This is a genomic window from Methylobacterium sp. WL64, assembly GCF_008039945.1.
Classification (GTDB): Bacteria; Pseudomonadota; Alphaproteobacteria; order Rhizobiales; family Beijerinckiaceae; genus Methylobacterium.
This window is the reverse complement of the sequence record NZ_VRVA01000012.1, coordinates 91,665-109,543: the sequence shown is the minus strand read 5'-3', so window position 1 is coordinate 109,543 and position 17,879 is coordinate 91,665. Positions and strand designations below refer to the sequence as shown.

General features: G+C 69.9%; 17 protein-coding genes, 1 tRNA gene, 1 pseudogene and 1 riboswitch. Of the genes and pseudogenes, 11 read left to right on the top strand and 8 right to left on the bottom strand.

Annotation, left to right across the window (positions count from 1 at the left end; all coding sequences use genetic code 11):
• The first annotated feature begins 199 nt into the window (after positions 1–199).
• Both FV242_RS09170 and FV242_RS09165 read left to right on the top strand, forming a co-directional pair.
• Positions 200–1,561, top strand: a pseudogene (locus FV242_RS09170) (DUF3100 domain-containing protein).
• Between the two features lie 137 nt (positions 1,562–1,698).
• Positions 1,699–2,823 (top strand): M20 aminoacylase family protein, encoded by a 1,125-nt coding sequence (locus FV242_RS09165; RefSeq protein ID WP_306440291.1) that lies wholly within the window; start codon positions 1,699–1,701, stop codon positions 2,821–2,823.
• Between the two features lie 270 nt (positions 2,824–3,093).
• Here the strand turns inward: FV242_RS09165 and FV242_RS09160 are convergent.
• Both FV242_RS09160 and FV242_RS09155 read right to left on the bottom strand, forming a co-directional pair.
• A tRNA-Gly gene (locus FV242_RS09160) sits at positions 3,094–3,167 on the bottom strand.
• Positions 3,168–3,357: 190 nt separating this feature from the next.
• Positions 3,358–3,693: a flagellar protein FlaG gene (locus FV242_RS09155; RefSeq protein ID WP_147905910.1), complete on the bottom strand. Its 336-nt coding sequence runs from the start codon at positions 3,691–3,693 to the stop codon at positions 3,358–3,360.
• A gap of 163 nt (positions 3,694–3,856) precedes the next feature.
• Between FV242_RS09155 and FV242_RS09150 the strand changes: the two genes are divergently transcribed.
• Positions 3,857–4,465 (top strand): hypothetical protein, encoded by a 609-nt coding sequence (locus tag FV242_RS09150; protein WP_147938700.1) that lies wholly within the window; start codon positions 3,857–3,859, stop codon positions 4,463–4,465.
• Positions 4,466–4,487: 22 nt separating this feature from the next.
• Here the strand turns inward: FV242_RS09150 and thiC are convergent, their stop codons facing one another.
• A complete protein-coding gene (gene thiC / locus FV242_RS09145; RefSeq protein WP_147938699.1) occupies positions 4,488–6,374 on the bottom strand; it encodes a phosphomethylpyrimidine synthase ThiC in 1,887 nt (628 codons plus the stop codon).
• Positions 6,375–6,448: 74 nt separating this feature from the next.
• Positions 6,449–6,554, bottom strand: a riboswitch (TPP riboswitch).
• A gap of 201 nt (positions 6,555–6,755) precedes the next feature.
• Between thiC and FV242_RS09140 the strand changes: the two genes are divergently transcribed.
• From FV242_RS09140 to FV242_RS09130, 3 genes are all read left to right on the top strand, one after another.
• The gene (locus tag FV242_RS09140; RefSeq protein WP_147905907.1) at positions 6,756–7,595 is read left to right on the top strand and encodes an alpha/beta hydrolase; all 840 of its coding nucleotides are present in this window, start codon (positions 6,756–6,758) and stop codon (positions 7,593–7,595) included.
• A 21-nt stretch (positions 7,596–7,616) separates the two neighbouring features.
• Positions 7,617–7,991 (top strand): HNH endonuclease, encoded by a 375-nt coding sequence (locus FV242_RS09135; RefSeq protein WP_147938698.1) that lies wholly within the window; start codon positions 7,617–7,619, stop codon positions 7,989–7,991.
• A 105-nt stretch (positions 7,992–8,096) separates the two neighbouring features.
• Complete coding sequence (locus FV242_RS09130) at positions 8,097–9,164, top strand: acyltransferase family protein (protein ID WP_147938697.1); 1,068 nt, start codon at positions 8,097–8,099, stop codon at positions 9,162–9,164.
• A 10-nt stretch (positions 9,165–9,174) separates the two neighbouring features.
• Here FV242_RS09130 and FV242_RS09125 read toward each other — a convergent pair whose 3' ends face one another.
• Positions 9,175–9,420 carry a pilus assembly protein PilZ gene (locus FV242_RS09125; RefSeq protein ID WP_147938696.1) on the bottom strand — a complete coding sequence of 82 codons (246 nt, stop codon included), beginning with the start codon at positions 9,418–9,420 and terminating at the stop codon, positions 9,175–9,177.
• Positions 9,421–9,835: 415 nt separating this feature from the next.
• Here FV242_RS09125 and FV242_RS09120 point away from each other — a divergent pair, with 415 nt between their 5' ends.
• Both FV242_RS09120 and FV242_RS09115 read left to right on the top strand, forming a co-directional pair.
• Positions 9,836–10,210, top strand: coding sequence for an ATP-dependent helicase (locus tag FV242_RS09120; RefSeq protein ID WP_147938695.1), 375 nt, complete (start codon positions 9,836–9,838; stop codon positions 10,208–10,210).
• Between the two features lie 142 nt (positions 10,211–10,352).
• Positions 10,353–12,533 (top strand): transglycosylase domain-containing protein, encoded by a 2,181-nt coding sequence (locus FV242_RS09115; protein ID WP_147905902.1) that lies wholly within the window; start codon positions 10,353–10,355, stop codon positions 12,531–12,533.
• Between the two features lie 11 nt (positions 12,534–12,544).
• Here the strand turns inward: FV242_RS09115 and FV242_RS09110 are convergent, their stop codons facing one another.
• The gene (locus tag FV242_RS09110) at positions 12,545–12,991 is read right to left on the bottom strand and encodes a DMT family transporter (RefSeq protein WP_147938694.1); all 447 of its coding nucleotides are present in this window, start codon (positions 12,989–12,991) and stop codon (positions 12,545–12,547) included.
• A gap of 99 nt (positions 12,992–13,090) precedes the next feature.
• Complete coding sequence (locus tag FV242_RS09105; RefSeq protein ID WP_147938693.1) at positions 13,091–13,930, bottom strand: aldo/keto reductase; 840 nt, start codon at positions 13,928–13,930, stop codon at positions 13,091–13,093.
• A gap of 276 nt (positions 13,931–14,206) precedes the next feature.
• On the opposite strand from FV242_RS09105, the gene FV242_RS09100 reads away from it, so the two are divergent.
• Genes FV242_RS09100 through FV242_RS09090 form a run of 3 tightly spaced genes read left to right on the top strand, consistent with a single transcriptional unit; the run spans position 14,207 to position 15,956 of the window.
• Complete coding sequence (locus tag FV242_RS09100; protein ID WP_147905899.1) at positions 14,207–15,283, top strand: adenylate/guanylate cyclase domain-containing protein; 1,077 nt, start codon at positions 14,207–14,209, stop codon at positions 15,281–15,283.
• Positions 15,283–15,486, top strand: coding sequence for a hypothetical protein (locus FV242_RS09095; RefSeq protein WP_147905898.1), 204 nt, complete (start codon positions 15,283–15,285; stop codon positions 15,484–15,486). The genes FV242_RS09100 and FV242_RS09095 overlap by 1 nt, the downstream gene beginning before the upstream one ends.
• Positions 15,483–15,956: a YaiI/YqxD family protein gene (locus tag FV242_RS09090; protein WP_147905897.1), complete on the top strand. Its 474-nt coding sequence runs from the start codon at positions 15,483–15,485 to the stop codon at positions 15,954–15,956. The genes FV242_RS09095 and FV242_RS09090 overlap by 4 nt, the downstream gene beginning before the upstream one ends.
• Before the next feature lie 97 nt (positions 15,957–16,053).
• Here FV242_RS09090 and FV242_RS09085 read toward each other — a convergent pair whose 3' ends face one another.
• A complete protein-coding gene (locus FV242_RS09085; protein WP_147938692.1) occupies positions 16,054–16,629 on the bottom strand; it encodes a cyclase dehydrase in 576 nt (191 codons plus the stop codon).
• Positions 16,626–17,798 carry a zinc-dependent alcohol dehydrogenase gene (locus tag FV242_RS09080; protein ID WP_147938691.1) on the bottom strand — a complete coding sequence of 391 codons (1,173 nt, stop codon included), beginning with the start codon at positions 17,796–17,798 and terminating at the stop codon, positions 16,626–16,628. The genes FV242_RS09085 and FV242_RS09080 overlap by 4 nt, the downstream gene beginning before the upstream one ends.
• Between the last annotated feature and the right edge of the window lie 81 nt (positions 17,799–17,879).

The window sequence follows — 17,879 nt, the reverse complement described above, 5'->3', positions numbered from 1 at the left end:
CCAACCCGGCGTCGCCTTCGGCTACGTCGGCTGAGCCGGGTGGGCTGAACCGGACGGCGCCCGCCCGAACGGGCCGCCGCCACACGGACGCCCTCGACGCCCCGCGGGCCCACGACCAGGTCCGCGGGCCCCGCCGCCGGCGCAAGAACAACAATCAGGACCCTAAGCGCCGCGACCCATCGCAGGGAGGACAACAGCCATGGCACAGGAAGCAATCCATCGAGGCCCGGTCCCAGTCGAGGCCAACCCGGCCGAAAGACCGAGCCGCGTCCGCCTGTTCCTGATCGCCCTGGTCATCGTCGTCATCGCCGAGGCCATCGGCAACATCAACATCCCCGTCGGGACCGGAAAGATCGTCCTGCTGCCCCTGCTGTGGGCCCTCCTGCTCGGCGGAGCCCTCGGTCTGGCGAGCCCCCGGCTCCCGGCCCTCCTGCGCCTGCGGTCCTCGACGCAGTCGGCCGCGGCCGCCTTCCTGCAGCCGGCCCTCCTCGTCTTCATCGCAAAGCTCGGCCTGCTGGTCGGCGGCTCGCTGCCGAGGATCTTCGCGTAGGGATGGTCGCTCGTGTTCCAGGAGTTCGGCCACTTCTTCGGCACCATGGTGTTCGGCCTTCCGGTCGCCCTTCTCCTCGGCATCAAGCGAGAGGCCATCGGCGCCACCTTCTCGGTCGGCCGGGAGCCGAGCCTGGCCATCATCGGCGAGCGCTACGGGATGGATTCCCCCGAGGGGCGCGGCGTGCTCGCGGAATACCTCACCGGGACAGTGTTCGGGGCGGTCTTCATCGCCGTCCTGGCCGGCCTCATCGCCAGCCTGAACATCTTCAATCCCCTCGCGCTCGCCATGGGGGCCGGCGTCGGATCCGGCAGCATGATGGCCGCCGCCTCGGGGGCCATCGCGGCGCAGCAGACCCCCGAGGTGGCCAAGGATGTCGCCACCTTCGCGGCGGCGAGCAACCTGATCACCACGACCATCGGAACCTACTTCACGCTCTTCCTGTCGCTGCCCTTCACGATCTGGGCCTACGGCAAGCTCGAACCGATCCTCGGACGCAACCGCCCCAACACGGTCCGGGAGCCCTCGGCCGTCGCCGTGACCCCGGAGCATGAGGAAACCGCGATCGGATTCGCCGAGATGCTGGTGGCGTGGCTGCTGATCGGCGCCTACGGGCTCATCGGCAACTATCTGACCTACGGCGTGATCCCCGACGCCGCCGTCGTGGGCGGGATGGCGATCATCATTGGCGTCGTGATCCTCGGCTGGGGCCTCTACGTGCTCTCGGCGCGCAAGCTTCCCGCGGTGATCTGGGTCTCCCTGATCGGCATGGCGCTGACCTATCCGGCGATGCCGTACGCGGCCGAAATCGCCGCGATGACCGGCAAGATCAACTTCCTCGCCCTGGCCACTCCGATCCTGACATTCGCCGGCCTGTCCATAGCCAAGGACATCCCCGCCTTCCGGCAACTGGGCTGGCGCATCGTCGTGGTCTCGTTCATGGCGAATGCCGGCACATTCCTGGGCGCGACCCTGATCGCGCAGTTCTGGATGCATGTGCCGGTGACGTGAGACATGGTTCGATCCGCCGCCGGGCCGGGCTCGGTGGCGGATCGACCGACGCGCAGGGATGGCCGGGCTTGGACCTGTGACGGCCAGGGAGCGAACGGCATGAGCATAGACGCGGACATCCTCGATCGCATGGTCGCCTGGCGGCGCGACCTGCCGCCCACCCGGAGCTCGCCTTCGCGGAGGTCCGCACCGCGGATCTCGTCGCACGCGAACTCGCCGCCTGCGGCTTCGAGGTCCATCGCGGCCTGGGCCGGACGGGCGTCGTCGGGACGCTGCGCCGGGGAGAGGGCCCGATCGTCGGCCTGCGCGCCGACATGGACGCGCTGCCCATCCACGAGGCGACCGATCTGCCCCACGCCTCCAGGAACCCGGGGGTGATGCATGCCTGTGGGCATGATGGGCATGTCGCGATGCTGCTCGGCGCCGCCAGCCAGCTCGCCCGCGCCGAGAACCTGCGCGGTACGGTCCGGGTCATCTTCCAGCCGGCCGAGGAATGCGAGGGCGGCGGCCGGGCGATGGTCGAGGACGGCCTGTTCCGGATGTTCCCCTGCGACACGGTCTGGGGCCTGCACAACTGGCCGGGATTGCCACTCGGAGCCTTCGCCACCTGCCCGGGCCCGATCATGGCCTCCCTCGACACGTTCGAGATACGCGTCAGGGGCTCGGGGACGCACGCCGCCATGCCGGAGCGGGGCATCGACACGCTGGTGATCGCCTCCGAGACGGTTCTGGCCCTGCAGACGATCGTCAGCCGCCGGATCGCCCCGCTCGATCCCGCGGTGGTGAGCATCACCCAGGTCCACGGCGGCGACGCCTGGAACGTGATCCCGGACCTCGCCACGATCCGGGGGACCGTCCGCTGCCTGTCCGAGAGCGTGCGCGGGACGGTGGGGACTCTCATCACGGAGATCGCCACGGGAACCGCCCGCACGCATGGCGGCGCCGCCGAGGTCGATTACCACACCGGATATCCCTCGACGGTCAACGCCTCGGACGCCGTCCCGCTCGCGCTCGCCGCGGCGGCCCGGGTCCCGGCGATACCGGCCCGGCATGGAAATGTCGCGCCGTCGATGGCCTCGGAGGACTTCGCCTACATGCTGCAGGCCTGCCCCGGCGCCTACGTCTGGCTCGGCACCGACGGCGCCGAGCCCGGCCGGCCGCTTCACAATCCCGGCTACGACTTCAACGACGACGCCCTGCCGATCGGGGCCGCCTATTGGGTGGCCCTGGCGACCGGCATGCTCGAAGCGGCCCGTACGTAAGCTTGCCGACGCTTCGGGTATCGAGGCCCGCGCCTGCGAAGTTGCCGAACGGCTTCGCAGGCGGATGAGGGATCTTGAGACGGGGAACCGGCATCTTTCGCCGGTAATCGCAGATCTGACGCTCGACACGCTGATCTTAAAGGATGCGTCCCTGAGAGGCGTCTCGAGCCCCGGGCGCCAACGCGCCCGTGGCGAACACATCTCGCCTCCCCGTGGGGCTGATCAGTCGCGGCGAGCGGAACTGACGGGCTGATGTAAAGTAGAAAAAAGTGGAGCGGGCGGCGGGAATCGAACCCGCATATTCAGCTTGGGAAGCTGACGTTCTACCACTGAACTACGCCCGCGGACACGGCCGGTGCGGTGGAGTGGCGCCCACAAGGCCGGGGCCTCGTGGGTGCTCCGTGCACCCGTGTACGAATGCGATCTAGCAGCCCGCCGACAAGTCCGTCAAACGGGGTCTTTCGGTTTCTGCAGGAAAGCGTGTTCGCAAGCCGGACCTCGCCCAGTGGAGCGACCTGCGCCGGAGCCAGCGTCTCAGGCGATCCGGGACAGGTTCCCCGCGGCGGCGTGCGATTCGCGGGCAGCGTCATAGGCCCGGTTGCGCAGGGCCGTCTCGCTGGGCAGCTGTTCGACGACGTTGCCGGACCGCGAATCCACCACCTGGAACACGATCGAGCTCGTGTCCGGATCCTGGATGTAGCGCGCCTTGTCGCCGGTGGGGGTGATATCGAGCTTGACCGCCGGTTCCAGCGGAGCGGTGGCGGCCTGGGCCGGCGTCGTGTCCTGGGTGGCGGCCGGAGCGGCCGATGCCGCGAGCGACTCGAGACCCTGCGGCCCCGGCGTCGTCGCATTGAGCGGACGGATATCCATGGCTGATCTCCTGCGATCCTGTGATCGAGGGATTCAGCGGTTCTGCCGCCTAAGCGTCCGTTAACGGCGCCCCCCGGCGCAGGGGATGGTTGCGCGGCAGCCCGAGTCGCGATGAAGATCGCGTTACCGGAACGGCATCATTTTGCGATTCGTCTGGTCCTTGATGCCGCGCACCGCGCGGGTGGGGCGATCCGTGTCGCTATTGCGCCACGGGGAACGGCACGCGTCCGGAGGTATCCATGCGCTGGACCCGAATAGCGGTGGCGCTCCTGGTTGCGGCGTTTGCCGAGGCACCACCGGGCAGCGGACAGGCGCGATCAGGATTATCACCCCGGGGGCGTTCATCCGGCAGCATCGCTGCGAGGTCGTGGCGCGCCTTGACGCGATCCATCGGCGCGGGCCCGTCGAAACGTCGCGTGATCGCTTCATCGTGGTGGCGCTGCGCGATCGGCCGATGCACTATGTCCAGTGCATCTTCCAGCCCTTCGATACCGTGATGTTGTGCGAAGCCTCGTCTGGCGCCTACGGGAAAACGGGTTTTCGGCTCCAGGCGCAATCCCAGGCCGCCCTCCGGGCCCTTCAGTATGCCCAAGCCGACGGAGAAGCGAATTTCTCGCGCACCGTCAGCCTCGGAGATCCTCCCGATGTCGGCATCGCCGCCGACCTGATGCTCGCGGCGCTCTACGATGCCTACGGGGCCGAGCCGGACTCGGCGATCGAGATCACGGCGCCGCGCGGCGGCGGCGGCGGGTGCGGCACGCCCACGTCTTGAGCGGACGGGGCGTGCCGGCTCCTCATTCGGCCGCGTCGATGTAGAGCTTGCCGCCTTCGGCCAGGAACTCCTGGGACTTGGCCCGCATGCCGGCCTCGGCCTCGGCCTTCGACATTGCGGGCGACGCGCCCACGACCTCGCCCGCTTCCTCCATCGCCAGCACCTCGGCGCGCAGGTCCTGGGTGATCTTCATCGAGCAGAACTTCGGCCCGCACATCGAGCAGAAATGCGCGACCTTGTGGGCGTCCTTGGGCAGGGTCTCGTCGTGGTAGCGACGGGCCGTATCCGGATCGAGGCCCAGGTTGAACTGGTCTTCCCAGCGGAAGTCGAACCGGGCGCGGCTCAGCGCGTCGTCGCGCAGCTGGGCGGCCGGGTGGCCCTTGGCGAGGTCGGCGGCGTGGGCGGCGATCTTGTAGGTGATCACCCCGGTCTTCACGTCGTCGCGGTCCGGCAGCCCGAGGTGCTCCTTCGGGGTGACGTAGCAGAGCATCGCGGTGCCGAACCAGCCGATCATGGCGGCGCCAATGCCCGAGGTGATGTGGTCGTAGCCGGGGGCGATGTCGGTGGTCAGCGGGCCGAGGGTGTAGAACGGCGCCTCGCCGCACTCCCGCAACTGCTTCTCCATGTTGACCTTGATCTTGTGCATCGGCACGTGGCCGGGGCCCTCGATCATCACCTGGCAACCCTTGTCCCAGGCGATCTTTGTCAGTTCGCCCAGCGTCTCCAGCTCGCCGAACTGCGCGGCGTCGTTGGCGTCGGCGATCGAGCCCGGACGCAGGCCGTCGCCGAGCGAGAACGACACGTCGTAGGCCCGCATGATGTCGCAGATCTCGTCGAAATGCTCGTACAGGAACGATTCCCGGTGCCCGGCCAGGCACCAGCGCGCCATGATCGAGCCGCCCCGCGAGACGATGCCGGTGACCCGGCGGGCGGTGAGCGGCACGTGCGCCAGCCGCACGCCGGCATGGATGGTGAAGTAGTCAATGCCCTGCTCGGCCTGCTCGATCAGCGTGTCCTTGAAGACTTCCCAATCGAGCTTGAGCGGGTCGCCACCGACCTTCTCGAGCGCCTGGTAGATCGGCACGGTCCCGATCGGCACCGGGCTGTTCCGGATGATCCACGAGCGGATGTTGTGGATGTTGCGGCCGGTGGACAGGTCCATGACCGTGTCGGCGCCCCAGCGGATCGACCAGACCAGCTTCTCGACCTCTTCCGCGGCCGACGACGTCACGGCCGAATTGCCGATGTTCGCGTTGATCTTGACCAGGAAGTTCCGGCCGATCGCCATCGGCTCCAGCTCGGTGTGGTTGATGTTGGCCGGGATGATCGCGCGGCCGCGGGCGATCTCGTCGCGCACGAATTCTGGGGTGATGAACGGCGGCACCGACGCACCGAAGCTCTCGCCGTCTGCCAGCGTGGCTTCGGCGCCCGCCAGCATCGCGTCGCGACAGGCGTTCTCGCGGTGGGCGACGTAGATCATCTCCTCGGTGATGATCCCGGCTCGGGCGAACTCGTACTGCGTCACCATCTGCCCGGGGGCCGCCATGCGGATCGTCCGGGTAGCGGGGCAGGGCGCCACGAGCTTGTCGCCGGCGAAGCCGTTATCCTCCGGCTTGACCGCACGGGGCTCAACCGCGGTGTAGCCGCGCGCCGCGATCCAGGGCTCGCGCACGCCGGGCAGGCCGGCGGTGAGGTCGATGCGGGCGTCGGTCTCGGTGTAGGGGCCCGACGGATCGTAGACCCGCACCGGCTCCTCTTTCGGATCGGACAGGGCAATCTCGCGATAGGGCACCCGGATGTCCGGCCGGCCGACCGGATTCGCGTAGACCTTGCGCGACCCGGTGACCGGACCCGTGGTCACGGTCTCGGGGCTGCCTTTCACGTCCTTGGGGAGAACGGGTGCGTTCATCGTGGGCCTCTCCTCGTGTTGGAGCGCTCCGGACCACGCGATGGCTGAGATGAGATCCGGCCGCACGCACGCGAGCAGCCGCGGGTTCCCGTCCCTCCGCCGGTATGAGCCGGATCAGGTTCAAGGGTCAGGGCAGCATGCCCAATCTCAGCCCCCTTCAGGGCCCCCCTCGGAACAGTTCAAGACTCGGCCCCGGGGATGGGTTTGTCAATGCTGCGGCGAGCTGAGCGGATAACAGGCTGGTGTTGTACGGCGGGAGAAGCTCCGGTCGCCCAAAGACAAGAGCCCTGTGTAGGGGCAGGGCCGCCCAACCACTCATCAAAGCCGTCCTGGGCCAAACAAACTTGGCTACGATGCCCATCTTTGAACCTTCAAGAAACGATGCGCATCCTGCTCCTGCTGCTGGCCGCCCTGGCGGTGCTCTACCTGGCTTGGCTCGTCGCCCTGGTGCTGTTCCAGCGGCGGCTGATCTACCCGGGCGCGGCTTGGAACGGGCAACCCGTGCGCATCCAGGCGGCACCGCCCGGGACCGAGCCGGTCACGGTAGCGACAGAGGACGGCGAGCGGCTTTTCGCCCTGTGGCGGCCGCCGCATCCCGGCTGCGGCATCGTCATCAGCTTTCACGGCAACGGCTCCCGGCCCGAGCCGCACGCGGCACGCTTCGCCGCGGATCCGTGGCGCGCGGCCGGCTGGGGTGTGCTGGCGCCGGCCTATCGCGGCTATCCTGGCTCGACCGGCACGCCGAGCGAGGACGGCCTGATCCGGGACGGGCTGGCGGCGGTCGCGGCCGCTGAGGCACGGTCCCCGGGGGCGCCGATCCTGCTGCATGGCCATTCCCTGGGTGCCGCGGTGGCGGTCGCGATCGCCGGGCAAGTCGAGGCGATCGGGCTCTACCTTGAAGCACCGTTCGACTCGCTGACCCATGCCGTGCGGCTGCATGTCCCGCTGGCACCATCCTGGCTCCTGCGCGACACCTATCGCTCGGACCGGCGCATCCAAGGCACGTCCGCGCCGGTCCTGATCGTCCAGGGCACCGACGACCCGGTGGTGCCGGCCGAGCTCGCCCGGGCGCTCGCTACGGCGGCGGGGCCCCGAGCGCGGTTCGAGCTGGTGCCGGGCGACCACATGTCGATCTTCGGGTCCCGGGATCGCGAGGCCGAGGCGTGGTTCCGCGGACGTGTGGGGCCGGCCTGCAGGACGCCGGATCAGGCTGTGCCCTGAAAGGACGGGAGGAGACATCGTTTGGTCGGACGCCGCCCCCGGCGCTGGAACGCCGACGATCCGGAGATGCCCGGCGCGGTTGCCCGGATGGATCCGGTCTGCCCGCTCTGCGGCCGGCCTATCCCGCCCCGCGCCCGCTCCAGCCTGCACCACCTCACCCCGAAGCTGAAGGGCGGCACCCACCAGGGCACGGTGCGGCTGCACCAGATCTGCCACTCGGCGATCCATGCCCGCTACAGCGAGGCCGAGATCGCCCGCCGGCTCGCCGACGTGGACGCACTCCGGGACGATCCCGAGATCGCGCGCTTCGTGGTCTGGATCCGCGGCAAGCCCGACGACTTCCACGCCGCCACGCGCATGACCCGCGACCGCCGCGCGGGCAAGCGTCGGGATTGAGGCAGCCGTTTACCCGGCGCTCAGGACATCTGCAGGTTCCGGTCCCGGGCCGGCAACCCCGTCAACCTTGTCGATCCACACTGGCCCCGGTCTGGGAGCTGAACGATGGGCGGGGCAGGGGACGTGGGCGGCCGGCTGGCCTGGGTCGATATCGCCAAGGGGATCTGCATCCTCATGGTGGTGATGATGCATTCCGTCATCGGCACCGGTGCGGCCCTGGGCGGCGAGGGATTCCTGCACCCGGTGGTGGCCTTCGCCAAACCGTTCCGGATCCCGGATTTCTTCCTGCTGTCCGGCCTGTTCCTGGGGCGGGTGATCGACCGGGACTGGCGCCTGTTCGCCGACCGCCGGGTCCTGCACTTCGCCTACTTCTACGGGCTCTGGCTGGTGATTCAGTCGGCGGCGCGCTACGGCGGCATCGTCAGCGATGCCGGGCCGGGCGCCTTCGCCGCCCATCTCGCCCACGCGCTGGTCGAGCCGTATTCCAGCCTGTGGTTCGTCTACCTGCTTGCGGTCTTCTCCGTGGTGACCAAGGTCTTGCGCCGGTGCCCGGGGGCGCTGCTGCTGGCCGGCGCGGCCCTGCTGCAGGTCGCCGACATCCGCAGCGATGCGACCCTCGTCGAGGAGTTCTGCGGCCGCTACGTCTACTTCGTGGCGGGCTACCTGTTCGCCGGCCGGATCTTCGCCTTGGCCGACGCGGCCCGCCGGCATGTCGGCCCCGCGCTGTGCGGCCTCGCCGCCTGGGCCGTCTTGGAAGGATGGATGGCGCTGACGCCCGCCGGCCATCCGGCCTACCCGACCCTCGCCAGCTTGCCGATCGCGAGCCTCGCCCTCGGGGCGGCCGGCGCCCTGGCGATCGTGGTCGTGGCCGCGCTGATCGAGCGGTCGGGGACCGCCGTCGCCGAAGCCCTCCGGACCTGCGGCCAGCGCTCGATCGTGATCTATCTCGCCTTCTCGCTGCCGATGGCCGCGACCCGCGAGATCCTGGTCCGCACCGGGCTCGTGAACGATATCGGGCTTGCGAGCCTGATCGTCATGGCGGCGGCGCTGCTGGTGCCGCTGGCCCTGGAGCGGCTGGTGCGCCACACGCCGCTCGCCCTGCTGTTCGTGCGTCCGGCCTGGTTCCGGCTGGCGGGAGCGCCGCGCCCGCGTCCGTCCCTCGCGGCCACCTGAGGCCGGCAGCTCAGCTCTCGAACGCGATGCCGATCCGGCGGCTGCGCCGCCACGCCACGGCGGCCTGCCGCGGGTCGGCCCCGTCCGTCAGACGGAGCGGGAAGCGGTCCGGCACGGCTTGATCCTCCTCGACCTCGATCTGAGCGCCGGTCTCGGTGGCGTCCCAGACGAGGCAGCCGACCTCGCCGCATGCGAGCAGCAGCGTGCCGAACGTGAAGGCGTTCTTGCGGAATGCCCCGCGGCGATCCTCCGTCATCGCACCCTCTCTCCGGTCCCGGTCCGCGACACCCAGGCGCGCGGACTGAACAATACGGCGAGACGGTTAACGGGCTGGATGGCGCGCGGAGACTGGTATCCCAGGCCGAAACTCAATACGTGTTTGGGTCATCCAGGAGATGCGCCGCCGCTGCAGGCTCGCCAGCTTCGCGGCGTTCAGGATGCCCCCAGGGCTACGGCAATCCTGCAACGCATGGCGTCGATCCCGGCTTCGCCGCTGATCGCGACCTCGATATCGTGGGGCGATGGCTTCCGGCTGGCGCCCGGCATCGGTAAGGCGAACCGCAGCGACGGTCCGCCCTTCGACGCCTTCGCAGGTCGGGGCCGAATTTTCATGACAGGGATCGGGCGCGTGCCGGGTTGTTCACCGGGCGATGGTGCACCGGGAGGACTCAATGCGGGATGCGTCGGCGCAGGAGCTCATGATCCTCAGCGCGTTGCAGGAATGCCGGATCCAGCTGGAGACCGCGCGCCGGGACGAGGCGAGCCGGGCCGCCGTCCGGCTCGAACTCGATGCCGCCCTGCAGCGCGAGGAGGCGCTGAAGACCGAGATCGTGCAGGAGCGGGAGCGCACCGAGGCCGTGCGGGTCGTCTTGCTGGCGCTCACGGCCAGCATCGGCCGGTTCGGCCTGCGCCGAAAGCTGTTCACGGCGCGCATCGCCCGGCTCGGCCGGGAGACGCCGGATTCCGGCCCGCAATCGGTCCGGCACTCGGTGCTGCTCGCCGAGGCGCGGCGGGTGCTGGGGCAGGATCCGACCGCCTCGGGTTAAGGTGCGGGGATGCCCGCGGCCGGGGCCGGGGTGCTGAACGGAACGCTAACGACCCCTTAAACCGCCGCATTTAGCGTGCCGTAACCGGGCTACGCCGCAACGCACGCGCGCGCTGGTTTCGGATCGTTCGAAGACGGGATGCATGGCCAAGGGTCGGGGCAGGATGGAGCCGAATTTCGACGTGCCGGAAGGGCGCGTCCGGGATCGCGGCGAACTCGACCTGCGCCTGTCCCGGGACGACCGGGCCGGGACAGGGGAACGCGTGGGTAAGCGAGCGGACGAGATGGCGCGGGCTCCGGCCAAGACGGCGCCACGCCGGACCCAGAAGAAGTCCGGCCGGCGCCGGCGCTCGTGGCTTGGCCGGATCGCCTACGGCACCGTGGTGCTCGGCCTGTGGGCGGTGATCGGCGTCGCTGGCCTCATCGCCTACCATGCCTCGCAGCTGCCGCCGATCGACCAGCTCGCGGTGCCCAAGCGCCCGCCCAACATCGCCATCCTGGCGAGCGACGGCTCGCTGTTGGCCAACCGGGGTGAGACCGGCGGCCGGGTGGTCTCGATCAAGGAGCTGCCGCCCTACCTGCCCCGCGCCTTCGTGGCGATCGAGGACCGGCGGTTCTACCAGCATTTCGGCGTCGACCCGGTGGGCATCCTCCGGGCGATTGGCCAGAACCTGACACGCCGCGGCGTCGCGCAGGGCGGCTCGACCCTGACCCAGCAGCTCGCCAAGAACCTGTTCCTGACCCCCGAGCGCTCGGCCTCGCGCAAGATCCAGGAGGCGATCCTCGCCCTGTGGCTGGAGCACAAGTACAGCAAGGACGAGATCCTCGAACTGTACCTGAATCGGGTCTATTTCGGCGCCGGCGCCTACGGCGTCGAGGCCGCGGCGCAGCGCTACTTCGGCAAGCCCGCCAAGGAGGTGTCGCTGGCCCAGGCCGCGATGCTCGGCGGACTCGTGCAGGCGCCCTCGCGGCTCGCCCCGAACCGCAACCTGCCCGCCGCCCAGGCCCGCGCCGCGCAGGTGCTGGCTGCCATGCAGGAGCTCGGCTTCGTCCCGGCGCAGGACGCCAAGGTGGCGCTCGCCCAGCCGGCCCGGCCCGCCAACGCGCGCGGCGGCGGCTCGGCCAACTACGTGGCCGATCTCGTGATGGACGTGCTCGACGATTACGTCGGCAAGTTCGACACCGACATCACGGTCCAGACCACCGTCGACACCGGCCTGCAGGCGCTCGCCGAGAAGGCGCTCACCGACGAGCTGAACGCCAAGGGCACGCGCTTCAACGTCGGACAGGGCGCCCTGGTCTCGATGCGGCCGGACGGGGCGATCCGCGCGCTGATCGGCGGGCGCGACTACGCCCAGAGCCAGTTCAACCGCGCGACCACTGCCAAGCGGCAGCCCGGCTCTTCGTTCAAGCCGTTCGTCTACCTCGCCGCCGTGGAGCACGGGGCGACCCCCGACACGGTGAAGGAGGACGCGCCGATCCGGATCGGCACCTGGGCGCCTGAGAACTACTCGCACCGCTACGAAGGCCCGGTGACGCTGCGCATGGCGCTGGCGCACTCGCTCAATACGGTGGCGGTGCGGCTCGGCCAGGAAGTCGGCCCGAAGACGGTGGTGCAGACCGCCCAGCGCCTCGGCATCACCTCGCCGCTCCAGGCCAACGGCTCGATCGCGCTCGGGACCTCCGAGGTGACCCTGCTGGAGATGGTCGGCGCCTACGGGGCCTTCGCCAACGGCGGCACCGGGGTGATCCCGTACGTGGTCACCTCCGTGAAGAGTGCCGCCGGCAAGATGCTGTACAAGCGTTCCGACAACGGTCTCGGCCGGGTCATCGACGCCAACGCCGACGGCATGATGAACGCGATGATGCACGAGACCTTCGTGTCCGGCACCGCCAAGAAGGCCGACATCCCGGGCTGGGAGCTGGCCGGCAAGACCGGCACGACCCAGGATTTCCGCGATGCCTGGTTCATCGGCTACTCGGGTACCCTCGTCACCGGGATCTGGCTCGGCAACGACGACGGCGAGCTGACCAAGAAGGTCACCGGCGGCAACCTGCCGGCGGAGATCTGGAAGACCTACATGACCCAGGCGCTGAAGGGCCAGAACCCGGTTCCGCTGCCCGGCATCAACCGCTGGCGCAAGCCGCCGCCCGAGACCACGGCTTCCGTGGCGAGCGCGGCGCCGAGTTCCCCGGCCGACCTCCTGGGCCAGATCTTCGGCGATCCGGCCGCGCCCGCGCCCCGCCAGCAGGCCCCGGCACGCCGGGCGGCCCCGAAGGACGACCGCAACTTCGTCGAGAAGCTGTTCGGGATCGGCGAGTAAGCCGGTCCGGCTCAGCGCCGGATCAGGACCACGCCGCCGATCAGCAGCGCGACGCCGAGCGCCCGCGGCAGGTCGACCGGGCGCTGGGCGAGGCCGAGCCAGCCGTAATGGTCGAACAGGACTGAGGCCAGCATCTGGCCGGTGACCAGGAGCGCCAGAAAAGTTCCGGCCCCGAGCTGCGGGACCAGGACGATGCCGAGGCCGATGAAGATCGCCCCGAACATCCCGCCGCTCCACGCCCACCAGGGGATCCGCGCGAGCACCCCGGCGGACGGCATCGGGTCCCGGGCGACCAGCGCGAACACGACCATGCAGCCCACCCCGACCGTGAAGCTCACGACCCCCGACAGGGCAGCCGAGTTGAGGGCGGTGCGCAGATTCGCGTTCAGCGCCTGCTGGATGACGATGCTGACGCCCGCCGTGAGGGCGAGCGCCGAGGGCAGGAGCGATTTCAGCATGACGGTCGGGGGCTTTCGGGCGGCGCGCGTGACGGCCGCGGTACAGCGATTCCGCGCCCCCCGCCATTCGCGTCGACGGTATCCGGCTGCCCCCGTCGCTCACAACATCGGCAGCATCCGGGGCCGGGGCCCGCGGGGGAAATGCGCGTCGATCATGGCGATCTCGGCCGGGCCGAGATGCAGGTCCGCGGCGCCCGCGTTCTCGATCGCCCGCGCCGGCCGGCCGGTCTTGGGGATCGTGAAGGTCGCGGGCAGGCGGGTCAGGAAGGCCAGGGCCACCGCGTAGGGCGTCGTGCCGTGGGTGCTGGCGATGCCGTCGAGCACGCGGCCGCCCGCGCTGGAAGGGTCGGGGAACTCGCCGCTCCCGAACGGCGAGTAGCCGACCATCGCGACGCCGTGCCTCTCGCACCACGGCAGCACCGCGTGCTCGATCGCCCGCTCGTTGAGGTGGTACAGCACCTGGTTGCAGGCGATCCGGTCCGGCCCGGCGATGGCCAGGACCCGGTCGAGGTCGTCGACGTCGAAGTTGCTCAAGCCCCAGGACAGGATCTTGCCGGCCCGGCGCAGGTCCTCGAACCCCGCGATCGTCTCGGCCAGGGGATGCTGGCCGGGCCAGTGCAGCAGGTAGCTGTCGAGCCGGTCGGTCTTCAACCGCCGCAGGGAGGCCTCGCAGGCCCGCACGACGCCGCGGCGCGTGGCGTTGCCCGGGACCACCTTCGAGACGAGGAACACCTCCTCGCGGCAATCCGCGGTCGCCTCGGCCACGATCGACTCGGCGTCGCCGTACATCTCGGCGGTATCGATATGCGTCATCCCGGCATCGATGCCGGCCCGCAGGGCGCGCACGGCGTCTGCCCTGTCCGAGCCGTCGATATGCCACGTGCCCTGGCCGATGACCGGCACCGAGACGCGCGTCGCCCCGAAGCTTCTGGCGTACATGGCAGCGCTCCCTTCCGGCCGCGCGGGGTCTCGTTCTGATCGTCCGCCCGACCCGATCGAGCCGATACGCGGACCCCGCTGCGCCTTACTCGCGCCATCTTGGGGGGATGAGCAATGGGCCGTCGCCGCTCCGGTGTTGAACTTTAGGCCAGTGTCTCACACCGCGCTCAACGAGGCCGCCACAGGGCCTACCAAGCGGCCTGCCCGGTTGCCCGCGCGGGCCTGGAGCGCCCCGTGCGGCGCCGGCGCCGAGCCGACCCTGGGGGGGACGCGCTGATGCTGCCGGCTCACCGGATGTTCTGGTCGCTGATCCTCCTGGCCGCCGCCGGCGCCGGGCTGCTGTACAACGTCATCTTCGCCGATGCCGCCGCGCCGCTCGCCGGCTTCACCTACGGCCTGGCCATGGGCGCCACCGTGCTGGCCTTCGATCGCGGCCTGATCCTGGCCGGGTTGCAGGCCCGGATACGCCGGCTCCCGGCCTGGCTCTACGTCATCGCGGCCGAACTGGCCTACGTGCTAATGATCGTGGCCGGCAACGCGCTGGGCGGCCTGATCGTCTGGAGCTTCGGCCTGACCGGCGACGAACTCGCCGTGGCGACCCGGATGACGGCCCGCGTCCTCGCCTACGCGCTGGCGGTGGCTGGCCTGCTGGTCTTCGTCATCCGCATGCGCGACCTCGTCGGCGGCGAGATCTTCGTGAATTTCATGATCGGCCGCTACCACAAGCCGGTGGCCGAAGAGCGGATCTTCCTGTTCCTGGATGTGGTCGGGTCGACCGCCTTCGCGGAGGCGCACGGCGACCTGCGCGCGCAGGAATATCTCAGCGCGGTCTTCGCGACGCTGGCCGAGCCGGTGCGCCGCAACGGCGGATCGGTGGACGACTATATCGGCGACTTGGCCATGGTGACATGGCCGATGAGCCGCGGCCTGAAGGACGCGCGCTGCGTCACCTGCGTGTTCGACGTCATCGACCGGATCGAGGCCGACGAGGCCGCGTGGACCGGCCGGTTCGGCACGGTGCCGAAGCTGCGCGCCGCGCTGCATGGCGGCTCGGTGGTCACCGCCGAAGTCGGCGTCGACCGCCACAAGATCGCGTATTTCGGCGATGCCGTGAACGTGACCTCGCGGATCGAAGCCCTGTGCCGGCCACTCGGGGTCGGCATCCTGATCTCGCAGGATCTCCTGGGCCGGCTGCCGCGCCTGCCCGCGGGGGTGCGGGCGCGCTCGCTGGGCGCCCACGCCCTGCGTGGCCGCGGCGCACCGTTGTCTGTGGCGACGCTGGAGCGCGGTGACGAGGCCGGCGTCGCGGTGACCGAGGATCCGGCCCCGCGCAGGGTCGCGGCGATCCGCTGATGGCACCAGCCCAGGCCAGACCCCGGACCGCACTGATCGTCGTCAAGATGGCCCTGCGCTTCGGCTTTCCGCTGCTCGGGCTGATCGTCATCGGCCGCGCGGTGGTGCTGTCGATCGGCGGGGATATCGAGCGTTGGCAATTCGCCCTCGGGGCGCTCCTGATCCTGGCGGGCTTCACCTCGAAGCTGGTGCCCCGGCGATGAGCGCCACCGAGAACCGGCCGACGATCTATCTCGATGCCGATGCCTGCCCGGTGAAGGATGAGACCTACCGGGTAGCGGCGCGCTACGGCCTCACCGTCCACGTCGTCGCCAACAGCGTGCTTAACCTGCCGCGCGAGCCCTGGATCGTACGCGTCGTCGTCGGTTCCGCCCTCGACGCCGCCGACGACTGGATCGCGGAGCGGGCCGGGCACGGCAGCATCGTGCTCACCGCCGACGTGCCGCTGGCCGCTCGCTGCGTGAAGGCCGGCGCCACGGTCCTGGCCTTCACCGGCAAGCCGTTCAGCGAATCCTCGATCGGCATGGCGCTGGCCACCCGCGACCTGATGCAGTCCCTGCGCGAGGCCGGCACGATCACGGGTGGCCCGGCGCCGTTCTCCCGGGCCGACCGCTCGGCGTTCCTGTCGGCCCTCGACCGGGCGGTGATGCGGATTCTGCGGGACCGGCCCTAGCGCATCGCGCCGGGTATCGGGACCGGCACGATGCGCCGGACCCTCGTCTAGGGTCGCCTGTCACCGAAAGCCGACGGCCACCTCTCGGAACGACCCTTCAGGTTCCTGGCGCGACGCGCTCGCCCGACCATGGCCGCAGCGGCTCCGGGATGCGGAAATCGGCCGGCGGCGCGAAGTCGGAGGCAGCGCCGCGCATACTCCTGGCGCCACGCGGGAAGCCGCTCCGGTCGCCGTAATCGAAGGTCCCAGGGGGTGACAGGCGCTTCTGCCCGATCAGCCCTTGCGCACATATGACGTCGAGGACCGTCACCCCCGCCACGGCGGCGGTCGCGGCGGCGAGGTTCGTGCGCTTCGGGTTGTCGCCTTCGAAGCCGGTCGCCAGCGTGGCGAGGTCCAGCGCGTCGCCGCCGACGCGCCCGATGATCCAGGGCGTCGGATCATGGCTCATGAGGATCGCGACGCCGGTGGCGACCTCACGGACGCCGTAGGCTTGCACCAGGGATTCCCGGCCGCGCAGGCCGAGTGCCCGGCACAGGCCGCGCGGGGCCGCCAGCTCCAGGATGCCGAGGCCGATCGAGAACCAGCCGAGCCCGCGCGCCAGCGCGTCGTGTCCGGTCTCGGGACCGCGCCCTGGTGCGCCCCGGGTCGTCTGCGAATGCTGTTTATCGCTCATGGCCGGATCACCACCTTGATGCAGCCGTCCTGCTTGTCGCGGAACACCCGGTACATCTCCGGGCCGTCCTCCAGCCCGATGGTGTGGGTGATGACGAAGGACGGATCGATCTGCCCGTCTTCGATCCTCCGCAGCAGGTCCGGTGTCCACCTGTTGACGTGCGTCTGCCCGGTGCGGACCGTCAGGCCCTTGTTCATCAGCGCGCCGATGGGAAACTTGTCGATCAGGCCGCCATACACGCCCGGGACCGAAAGCACGCCGGCCGGACGGCAGACCATGATCATCTGGCGCAGCACGTGGGCCCGGTCGGTCTCGAGCATCATCGCCTGCTTGGCCCGGTCGTAGACCGCATCGACCGCGCCCGTGGCATGGGCTTCGAGCCCGACGGCGTCGATGCACTTCTCCGGGCCCCTGCCGTCGGTCATGTCGTTCAAGCGGCCGACGATGTTGGATTCCGTGTTGTAGTCGATCACCTCGGCACCCCCGGCCTCGGCCATCCTCAGGCGCTCCGGGACCCGGTCGATCGCGATGACACGCTTTGCGCCGAGCAGGATCGCCGAGCGGATCGCCATCTGGCCGACAGCCCCGCAGCCCCAGATCGCCACCGTGTCGGTTGGCTGGATGTCGCATTGGACCGCGCCCTGCCACCCGGTCGGGAAGACGTCGGACAGGAACAGGAGCTTTTCGTCGGAGATGCCGTCCGGCACCTTGATGTGCGTCGCGTCGGCATACGGCACGCGCAGGTACTCGGCCTGGCCGCCCGCGTAGCCGCCGGTGAGATGGGTGTAGCCGAACAGGCCGGCGGTGGTGTGCCCGAACGCGGTATCGCCGAGCGCCTTGTTGCGGTTGGAGCGCTCACACACCGAGAAGTTGCCGCGCCGGCACTGATCGCACTGGCCGCAGGTGATGGTGAACGGGACGACGATCCGGTCGCCGGGCTTGAGAGCCTTGTTGTCCTTGCCGACTTCGACAACCTCGCCCATGGCCTCGTGGCCCAGGATGTCGCCCGACTTCATGCCGGGCATGAAATGGTCGTAGAGATGCAGGTCCGAGCCGCAGATTGCGCAACTCGTCACCTTGATGATGGCATCCCGCCCGTCCTCGATCTCCGGATCCGGGACCGAATCGCAACGGACGTCACCGGTGCCGTGCCAGACCAGTGCCTTCATGGGGGCGTTCTTCCCGCTTCTGTTCGTCGTCCGATCGGCGTCGGACCGACCGGAACTCCGGCGTTCTTCTGTCCGCGTGCC